Below are 9,110 nucleotides of genomic sequence, written 5' to 3' on the forward strand. Positions count from 1 at the left end.
CTTGCGGCCCGCGGCGTGCCCGCCCACCGGGCCCGCGCGGGGGCGTGAACACGGGGCGCGGACGCGGTGGCGCGCTGTGCGCATGTGCCAGGGGTCGGCGGGCGGCCCCACTCCGCCCGTCCGACCCCTGGTGCGAGACCGCCTCGGATCCCCGCGACAGGGACTCGCACTCCCCATCCGCGGGACCCTTCAGTTGTGCGCGGGGACCGCGCGATCCCGGTCCCTCAGAACGCGAAGACGCTCGTCGCGGAAGCGTTCTTCACGCACTCGTTGGAGAAGGTGCGCTCGTAGGAGACGCGCTTGCCCTGCCAGACGCCCTGAGCCGTGATCACCACGGGGTTGTACTCCCGGGTGCACAGCACGTCGTCGCCCGCCGTGAGCGCGGCGAGGTCACCGCCCGCGGCCCGCAGCTCGGCGCACGCGTCGGGCGCGGCCGGGTGACTGCCGGAGGGGGCCGGGGCACAGGTCAGGGTGACGGCGCGCTCCGGGGTGGCGGTCGCCGCGGCGGTGCCGTGGCCCACGGTGAGCACCAGGGCCGAGGGGGCGTAGAGCGCGGCGGGGGCGGGGGACGGGCCGGCCAGGGCGGCCCCGGTGAGGGGTCCGCAGACGGTCGTGGCCGTGAGGCCGAGGGTCACTGCCCAGCGCGCGGTGGTCCGCATCGTGTGCTTCCTTCCGCTGGATGTCGTCGGGTGCCGGCCCCGGCTCGGTCGGTGCCGGACCGGCGTGCGGGAGTCTGCCGAGTCCGGCGCCGAAACTCACATCGAACCCACGGGTTTCGGTAACCTTGCGTATTGAATCAGTGGCGCGAAGTCACGGAACGCGAACGGCACAACCCCCATTCCATGGGCCCGTCGATCATCGGATCCGGTCGGATGGCCGGATTCCCCGCGTTCGTCAATCGTCCTGAAACACTCCGCTTCCGCTCTCGGCGCACTTCTCCGCGCCCCCTTGTGTTCACGTTCGGGTCGAGTAATTGTCATTACATGATGACGAAAGAGCAACGAGAGAAGCTGCGCGGCTGGTTCGCCGGCCGCCTGCCGGACGACCTGTTCGAAGAGCTGGTCGAGGTGACGGCCGACCGCGAGGAGATCACCGTCATCGGCCGCGTCCCCGCGCCCCGGCTGACCGGGGACGTCTCGCCCGCGGAGCGGGAGGCGGCCGTGGAGGGCCGGGTGCAGGAGTTCCGGGAGCGCACCCGCCAGGACCGGATGGCGGTGGCCCGCGAGGCCGAGCACCGGTTCCGCCGGAAGGTCTCCTGGGGCGTGGAGTGCGCCGGTGAGCGCACCCTGTTCACGCATGTCGCCGCGCCCGTGATGACCCGGCTGCGCCAGCCCGAGCGGCAGGTCCTCGACACCCTGATCGCGGGCGGCGTCGCCCGCAGCCGCAGCGACGCCCTCGCCTGGTGCGTACGTCTGGTGCAGCGGCACACCGACGACTGGCTCACCGAGCTGCGGGAGTCCCTGGAGCATGTGCAGCGGGTCAGGGCGCAGGGTCCCGACGCCCGGCCGGAGGACGCCCACGGCATGGACAGCGCAGGTCAGGAGGGGTGACGGAAGTGTGGAGGTTTTGTCCACCGGTGGCGGCGAAGTTGGATGAACCGTCCTCTGGCGCGGGTCTCGCGCCGCCGATTAGCGTCGGCACACCTCCCGAGGACGGCGTCCGCCTCCCGCCGCGCACCCCTGCGGCAGCGAGCGTCCGTCCGCCCGTCGCGCCACCACGCGCTCCACCGCCGTCCCTCTGCTGGAGCCCCCTCTTGTCATCGCAGTCATCGCAGTCACCGCACGCGCCGTCCCTCACCGAGGTCGAGACCCACGGCATCGAGCGCATCCCCGACGCCGACCGCACCGCACGGCCCCTGGATCTGTTCCGGATCGCCTTCGGCGGTGCGAACACCTTCTCCACCTGCGTCCTCGGCGCCTTCCCGATCCTGTTCGGCCTCTCCTTCTGGCAGGGCCTCGCGGCCACCCTCCTCGGGGTCGTCGCGGGTGCGTTGATCCTGTGCCCGATGGCGGTGTTCGGCCCCGTCAACGGCACCAACAACGCGGTCTCGTCCTCGGCGCACCTCGGTGTGCACGGCCGCGTGGTCGGCTCGTTCCTGTCGCTGCTGACCGCGACCGCGTTCTTCTCCATCTCGGTGTGGAGCTCGGGAGACGCCCTGATCGGCGGCGCGCACCGGCTGTTCGGCCTGCCGCGCAGCACCGCGTCGTACGCCGTCGCCTACGCGGTCTTCGCGGCGCTGGTCCTCGTGGTGTGCATCTACGGCTTCCGCTTCATGCTCTTCGTGAACAAGATCGCGGTGACGTCGGCGAGCGTGCTGTTCCTGCTCGGCGCGATCGCCTTCGCCGGCGACTTCGACCCGGGGTACGCCGGTGTGTTCACCGCCTCGGCGGACGCGGCCACGCGGTCGATGTTCTGGCCGTCGTTCATCGGCGCGGCCCTGATCGTGCTGTCCAACCCGGTGTCCTTCGGCGCGTTCCTCGGCGACTGGTCGCGCTACATCCCGGCCGGCACCCCGCGCCGCAGGGTGGTCGGCGCCGCGTTCCTGGCGCAGATCGCCACCCTGCTGCCGTTCCTCTTCGGTCTGGCGACGGCGAGCATCATCGCCACCAAGGCCCCCCAGTACGTCGACCCCGACGCCCCCGACTTCGTGGGCGGGCTGCTCGCGATCTCGCCGAGCTGGTTCTTCCTGCCGGTGTGCCTGCTCGCGCTGATCGGCGGCATGTCGACGGGCACGACGTCCCTCTACGGCACCGGACTGGACTTCGCCTCGGTGGTTCCGTGGCTGTCCCGGGTGCGGGCGACGGTGCTGGTCGGCGTGGTGGCCTTCGCGTTCATCTTCATCGGCCGGTTCGCCCTGAACCTGGTGCAGTCGATCTCGACGTTCGCCACGATGATCGTCACCTGCACCACGCCGTGGATGGTGGTGATGATGCTCGGCTTCTACACCCGCCGCGGCTGGTACGACCCGGACGCGCTGCAGGTCTTCAACCGCCGTCAGCGCGGCGGCCGTTACTGGTTCACGCACGGCTGGAACTGGCGCGGCATGACCGCCTGGTGGGTGTCCGCGCTCATCGGGGTGCTGTTCACCAACATCCCGGGCCAGTTCGTCGGCCCGCTGGGCGACCTCGCGGGCGGCGTCGACATCAGCCTGCCGCTGTCGCTGGTGGTGGCCGCCGTGCTGTACCTCGCGCTGCTGCGGCTGTTCCCCGAGCCCCTTGCGGTCTACGGGCCCGAGGGTCCGCGGCTGGCCCGTGCCGTCGACGTCCCGGTGCCGCCGGTCACCGGGCCGGGCGCGCCCGGCGCCGACCCGGTGGCGGTGCCCGCCGCCGAGGCGGGCTGATGTCCCACTGGCTCGACCTGTCGGTGCCCGTGGTCACCGGGATGCCCGTGTATCCCGGTGACCCGGAGGTCACCGTGTCCCCCGCGCTGCGGGTCGCCACCGACGGCGTCAACGTGCTGCGGCTGCACCTGGGCTCGCAGTCCGGCACGCACGTCGACGCGCCGTTCCACGTCGACGACGCCTGGCCCCGCCTGGACGAGCTGCCCCTGGACCGCTTCGCGGGCCGCGCGGTCGTCGCCGACGTACGCGGCCTGCCCGCCCGGGCTCCGATCACGCCGGCCCTGCTGGCGCCCGCGCTGAGCCGGCTGAGGCTGTCGCCGTGCGGCATCCTGCTGCTCGCCACCGGCTGGTCGGCCCACTGGGGCAGCGCGGACTACCTCGCCCACCCGTGGCTCACGCCCGGGGCCGCCGAGTCCCTCGTCGAGGCGGGGGTGCGCACGGTGGCGGTGGACGCGCTGAGCATCGACCCCACGCCCCTGTCCGGCGAGCCCGTCACCGGATTCGGCCTGCCGGCCCACCGGGTGCTGTGCGGCACGGGCGGGGTCGTGGCGGAGAATCTCAGGAACCTGGAACGGCTGGTCGGGGCCCGCGAGGTGGAGGTCTTCCTGTTTCCGCTGCGGCTGCCGGGAGCGGACGGGGCGCCGGTGCGGGCGGTGGCCCGCGTCGACTCCCCGTGAGCCATGGGCCGTTGTCGGACCCACCGGATACGTTGGCGGGCATGACTCACTTCGTATTGGTGGCAGGCGCGTGGCTCGGTGCGTGGGCGTGGGACGAGGTGGCGCCCGGTCTGCGGGAGGCCGGGCACGAGGTCCACGCCGTCACGCTCTCCGGCCTCGCCGAGAGGAAGGGCGTGCCGGCCGGGCTGCGGACCCACGTCCAGGACATCGTCGGCCATGTCGAGCGTCACGACCTGCGGGACGTCGTCCTGGTCGGGCACAGCTACGCGGGCATCCCGGTCGGTCAGGCGGCCGAGCACATCGGCGACCGGCTGCGGCGCGTGGTGTTCGTCGACTCGGGCGTCCCTGTCGACGGGCGGTCGTTCCTCTCGAGCTTCGACAGCGCCCCCGTCCGGCAGGCGCTCGACGCCAACGACGGGCTCTGGCCGCCCCTCCCCCCGGCCGAGTACGCCGGCCAGGAGCTGACCGGCGAGCAGATCGAGCGCATCGTCACCGAGGGCACACCGCACCCCGGCGCCTCGCTCACCGAGCCGGCCGTGTTGCGGCGCCCGCTGGGCGAGCTGCCGGCGACCTACGTCAAGTGCCTGCTGGACGGAGCCGAGCCGATGCCTCCCGTGGCCGAGCTGCTGAAGAGCGAGCGCTGGGAGCTGGTCGAGATGGACACCGGCCACTGGCCCATGTTCTCCCGGCCCCGTGAACTGGCCCGCGTACTGGCCGAGTCGGCGGCCGGGGACTGAGGGGCGGCCCGGCGTCGGTATCGTCGGACGCGGCGCGTGGCCGGTGACTCCGGGCGGGAGGGACGGATGGCGAAGCACTGGGCGGATTTCCAGTACGAGATCTATCTCAACGGGTTGACGGGCGCGGTGCCCCGGCTGCCCACCGATCTGACCCGCCTGGAGGAGCTGACCGAGCGGCGGCTCGGCCCGGGCCCGGTGGGCTATGTGGCGGGCGGCGCGGGCGACGGCAGTACGGCACGCGCCAACCGGGCGGCCCTCGAACGCCGCCGGATCGTGCCGCGCGTGCTGCGGGACGTGCACGAGCGGGACCTGTCGGTGGAGGTGCTGGGCCGGGCCCTGCCGGCCCCGCTGGCGCTGGCGCCGGTCGGGGTGCTGTCGATCCTGCACCCGGACGCGGAGCCGGCGGCGGCACGGGCGGCGGCCGCGCAGGGTGTGCCGTTCGTCCTGTCGTCGGCCTCCAGCACGCCCATGGAGCAGGTCGCCGAGGCGATGGGCGACGCCGAGCGCTGGTTCCAGCTCTACTGGGCCAAGGACCGCGAGGTGACCCGGAGCTTCCTGAGCCGGGCCGGGGCGTCCGGGTTCAGTGTCCTGGTGGTCACCCTGGACACCCCGCTGCTGGCCTGGCGGCCCCGCGACCTGGACCAGGCGTACCTGCCGTTCCTGCACGGGGTGGGCACCGCCAACTACTTCTCCGACCCGGCCTTCCGGGCGGGCCTGGCCAAGCCGGTGCACGAGGACCCGAACGCGGCGGTGCTGCACTTCGTGAGCATGTTCGCCGACCCCGGCAAGACCTGGCCGGACCTGGCGTTCCTGCGGGAGAACTGGGACGGCCCGATCGTCCTGAAGGGCATCCTGCACCCCGACGACGCCCGTCTGGCCGCCGACGCCGGGATGGACGGCGTGATCGTGTCCAACCACGGCGGCCGCCAGGTGGCCTGCTCCGTCGCCGCCGCCGACGCGCTGCCGCGGGTGGCCCGGGCGGCCGGCGACCGGCTGACGGTGCTCTTCGACAGCGGCGTGCGCACCGGCGACGACGTCTTCAAGGCGCTCGCGCTCGGCGCGCGGACGGTGCTGGTGGGCCGGCCCTACGCGTACGGGCTCGGGCTGGACGGCCAGGCGGGCGTCGAACACGTGATCCGCTGCCTGCTCGCGGAGTTCGACCTCACCCTCGCCCTGACGGGCCACGCCACGCCGGGCACGGTCGGCGCGGCCGACCTCGTGGAGGACCCTGCCCGACCTGGCTGACGCTCACCGCGAGGCGGCCGTTCACGTGGTGCTGTCCGGCAGGTCCACCTGGCGGACGGGCGGGGTGTGCGTCCCGGCGATCGACAGGGAGCCGGGGCTCTCCGACGGGGAGTCGGCCGCCCAGCGCTGGGCCGTCGAGCCGTCGCGGACCTTGACGACCACGTCGGCGCCCACCTGCGTCGAGGCGGGGGCGAGGGCGAGCCCTTTCTCCCGGCGGGGCAGCAACTCCCCCTGCGAGCCGGTGTCGTAGCGCACATCGGGGCCGCGCCCGGTGCCGGGCTCCGCGCAGGTGCCGAGGACGACCACGCCCGCGTCGGCGTGCGAGTCCAGGCACAGGCCGGGGTCGCCGACGCTGCGCAGCAGACCGTCCTCCTCCAGGGACCACTGCTGGTTCCAGGCCTCGGAGCACTCGGCGAGTTCGGCGGCCGCCCCGGCCTTCGGCTCGCCCCGGACGGCGAGGCACAGGCCGACCGAGACGTTGCGCAGCCGGGTCTGCCCGGTCGCCGGGGGCAGCCCGGCGGCGCCGGGCGTCGCCGAACCGGCGGTCGGGGCCGGGGAGTCGGCACCGGGCAGATCGTTCCCGGCGCCGGTCACGTCGGTGGACGCGGCCGGGGCGGTGCCGCCGCCGCCCGACCACAGGCTGACGCCGAGCACGGTGGCGAGCAGTCCGGCGGAGGCCAGCCCGAGGCCGGTGCGCAGCGCCCGGGACGGCCGCGGAAGGCCGGGGACACGGCGGCCGGACGCCGGAGTACGGGGCAGCAGCCGGCGCCGACCGCCGGCCGACCGCCCGCCGCCGTGCCGGCCGGAGCCCCTGGTGCGCGGGGCCTGCTGGGCACGGTCCGGGCGCGATGCGAGGTAGCGGCCGGCGCCCCAGCCGAGCACCGCCTCGGCGAGCAGTTCACCCAATCCGCTTTCCACCAGGCCGAGTTGTTCGGCGGCGTCCCGGCAGTAGCGGCAGTCGTCCAGATGCCGTCGGACGTCCGGCAGCAGGTCGCCGCCGCGGCGGATCGGGACGTCGAGCAGCCGGTTGTAGAAGCGGCAGCCGTCGGTCGGCGCGAGTTCCCGGTGGGCGCGCACGCAGCCCTCGCGGAACTTCTCCCGCGCCTGCTCCAGGGTGAGCGCCGCCGTCTCGAGGTCCACGCCCAGCAGTCCGGCCGGGACGCCGAGGGGCTCGGCCTCCACCTCGGTGTGCCACAGCAGGCACCGGGCGGCCGGGAAGAGCCCCTCGAAGGACCGCTGGGCGAGCCGGCGGTTCTCCGGGGTCAGGGTCACGGCGTTCCGCATCCCCCGGCCCCCGGCGGGTTTCCGCAGTTCCGGGAGAACGCCGGTCACCCGGTCCTCCGCGGCCCACAGCCGGACGGTGTCCCGCACCGTCACCAGCAGCCGGGGGCGCAGCGCCGCGCCCGGTTCGCCCAGGGTCAGCCGGTCGAAGACCTGGTGGAAGGCGGCCGAGGTGACCATGGACGCGATCGGTGCCGAGGAGGCGAGGCAGATCACCGCGTACTCGTGGACCGGTTGCCAGTGCCGGGCTATCAGCAGGGCCACGCAGTGGGCGACTTCGGCGTCCGAGCTGCCGGCGAGCCGTGCGGCGAGGGCCTCGTCGGACTCTCCGGGGGCACCGCCGGGCGGCGGGTAGGAAGGACGGGCGGGGTGGGGGGTGGGCACGAAGCGGCTTCCTTTGGTACGTACCTGAGTGGTGCGGGCGCGTGGGTCCGGCGTACGGCCGGCGGTGGACCGGCTCGACCCCTCAACTGTCCCATTGGAATCGGCTCTTGCGCACGCACGGGCCGTTCAGCTTTGCACAACTCAATGACGCCCAACAAGACATGCGGACAAGGGCCGCACCGTTGACGGAAAGTCAGGAAACCGGGCATCACGGGGCGTCGTGTCCGCCCGCTTCGTTCCGCGCGTCCCGTGCGAAGCACGCGCACGCACCGGCGCCGCGCACACGCTCCCGGCGCGCCCGGCCGGGGAGTGCACTGGTGTCGGCCTCTCGAAGGCCCCGCGCGGGACGGCGGCTCTCCTGCGCGTGCCGGGCCGCCGACCCCGCTCCTCCCGCCCGCGGTCGGCGGCCCCGGGGGCACGGTGCGGGCGGAGCGGTGGTCAGATCTCCCAGGAGCGCAGCCGGTCGGCGGCACCGTAGACGTCGGTCTTGCCGGACATCAGGTCGCGGGCGAGGTCGACGAGGGCGCCGTAGGGCGGGTCGATGCCGACACCGCTGACGAACATGTACGCCACGGCCGTCGCGCAGGCGAAGCGGGCGTTGGCCGTCGGCAGGGGCTTGAGCACGGCGAGGGTGTGCAGCAGCGCGGCGGCCCGCCAGGCCGGGTCGGAGTCCACGCCGAGACGCGGCGGGTCGACACGATGGCGGGCGACGGCGGCCACCAGGGCCGAGAAGTCGTCGACCGTGGGCTGGTCCGGCAGGACTTCCTCGTGGCGCTGCAGCAGCCAGGGCACGTCGATATGGATGACTGGGGTCATCGGTCAGGCGGCCCGCCCCTCGCCTTTCGAGGGCGACTCGTCCTCGGGGAAGGCCTCGGCGAACTCGTCGGCGTGCGCGGTGAAGAACCTGCGGAAGGCCTCGGCGCCCTCCTGCAGGGCCCGGTGCCGGGCTATGTCGGCGGCGGCCGCCTCGCGCACCAGCGCCTTCATCGACGTACCGCGTTCCTTGGCGATCCGGCGCAGGTCCTCAAGCTCGCGATCGCTGAACTCCACATTCAGAGCTGGCATGCCCCACACGGTACCGCGCGGGTACTCACCCGTAAATACCCGCAGGTCACAGCAGTGACGAAACGGTACCGAGCGGCGCGGTCCACGGCACTCGGAACAGGGCCGCCGCCGCGTCGGCGGCGACGCGGCGGCGGCGACGCGGCGGCGGCGGTCCTGTTCCTGTCTCACCTCCGGGGCGGCCCGGCCGGCCCGCCCTGGTCCGCCACGAAGGAGGCCATCCAGGCCAGCGCCGCGTTCCAGTTGACGGCCGTCTCGTTCGTCGACCAGGACTCGATGTCGTCGATGTAGCAGAACTGGCCCACGCAGCCCTGGAGCCTGCTCTGTGCGTAGGGGTCCTGGATGCTGGAGTTGGCGCCTCCGGCGACGGTTCCCTTCGGCGGG

General features: G+C 73.7%; 9 protein-coding genes and 1 pseudogene. 5 read left to right on the forward strand and 5 right to left on the reverse strand.

Annotation, left to right across the window (positions count from 1 at the left end; all coding sequences use genetic code 11):
- Positions 1 to 224 precede the first annotated feature (224 nt).
- Positions 225 to 659, reverse strand: a complete 435-nt coding sequence (locus RH94_RS33245) for a protease inhibitor (RefSeq protein ID WP_073952047.1) — start codon at positions 657 to 659, stop codon at positions 225 to 227.
- A gap of 324 nt (positions 660 to 983) precedes the next feature.
- On the opposite strand from RH94_RS33245, the gene RH94_RS33250 reads away from it, so the two are divergent.
- The 5 genes from RH94_RS33250 to RH94_RS33270 all read left to right on the forward strand — a co-directional run bounded on the left by RH94_RS33250 (position 984) and on the right by RH94_RS33270 (position 5,999).
- Positions 984 to 1,550, forward strand: a complete 567-nt coding sequence (locus RH94_RS33250) for a hypothetical protein (RefSeq protein WP_073952048.1) — start codon at positions 984 to 986, stop codon at positions 1,548 to 1,550.
- Between the two features lie 203 nt (positions 1,551 to 1,753).
- On the forward strand, positions 1,754 to 3,340 hold the full coding sequence (locus tag RH94_RS33255; protein ID WP_073952049.1) for a purine-cytosine permease family protein: 1,587 nt from the start codon (positions 1,754 to 1,756) through the stop codon (positions 3,338 to 3,340).
- A complete protein-coding gene (locus RH94_RS33260; protein ID WP_073952050.1) occupies positions 3,340 to 4,017 on the forward strand; it encodes a cyclase family protein in 678 nt (225 codons plus the stop codon). The genes RH94_RS33255 and RH94_RS33260 overlap by 1 nt, the downstream gene beginning before the upstream one ends.
- Positions 4,018 to 4,058: 41 nt before the next feature.
- Positions 4,059 to 4,754 (forward strand): alpha/beta fold hydrolase, encoded by a 696-nt coding sequence (locus RH94_RS33265; RefSeq protein ID WP_073952051.1) that lies wholly within the window; start codon positions 4,059 to 4,061, stop codon positions 4,752 to 4,754.
- 66 nt (positions 4,755 to 4,820) lie between these two features.
- The gene (locus tag RH94_RS33270) at positions 4,821 to 5,999 is read left to right on the forward strand and encodes a lactate 2-monooxygenase (protein WP_073952052.1); all 1,179 of its coding nucleotides are present in this window, start codon (positions 4,821 to 4,823) and stop codon (positions 5,997 to 5,999) included.
- A gap of 21 nt (positions 6,000 to 6,020) precedes the next feature.
- Here RH94_RS33270 and RH94_RS33275 read toward each other — a convergent pair whose 3' ends face one another.
- The 4 genes and pseudogenes from RH94_RS33275 to RH94_RS45360 form a co-directional block, all read right to left on the reverse strand.
- On the reverse strand, positions 6,021 to 7,664 hold the full coding sequence (locus tag RH94_RS33275) for an RICIN domain-containing protein (RefSeq protein ID WP_073952053.1): 1,644 nt from the start codon (positions 7,662 to 7,664) through the stop codon (positions 6,021 to 6,023).
- A gap of 438 nt (positions 7,665 to 8,102) precedes the next feature.
- A complete protein-coding gene (locus RH94_RS33280; protein ID WP_073952054.1) occupies positions 8,103 to 8,480 on the reverse strand; it encodes a toxin Doc in 378 nt (125 codons plus the stop codon).
- A 3-nt stretch (positions 8,481 to 8,483) separates the two neighbouring features.
- Positions 8,484 to 8,729, reverse strand: a complete 246-nt coding sequence (locus tag RH94_RS33285; RefSeq protein ID WP_073952055.1) for a hypothetical protein — start codon at positions 8,727 to 8,729, stop codon at positions 8,484 to 8,486.
- Between the two features lie 164 nt (positions 8,730 to 8,893).
- A pseudogene (locus tag RH94_RS45360) lies at positions 8,894 to 9,110 on the reverse strand (glycoside hydrolase family 9 protein); the annotation flags it as partial.

Source organism: Streptomyces kebangsaanensis (assembly GCF_001906585.1).
Classification (GTDB): domain Bacteria; phylum Actinomycetota; class Actinomycetes; order Streptomycetales; family Streptomycetaceae; genus Streptomyces; species Streptomyces kebangsaanensis.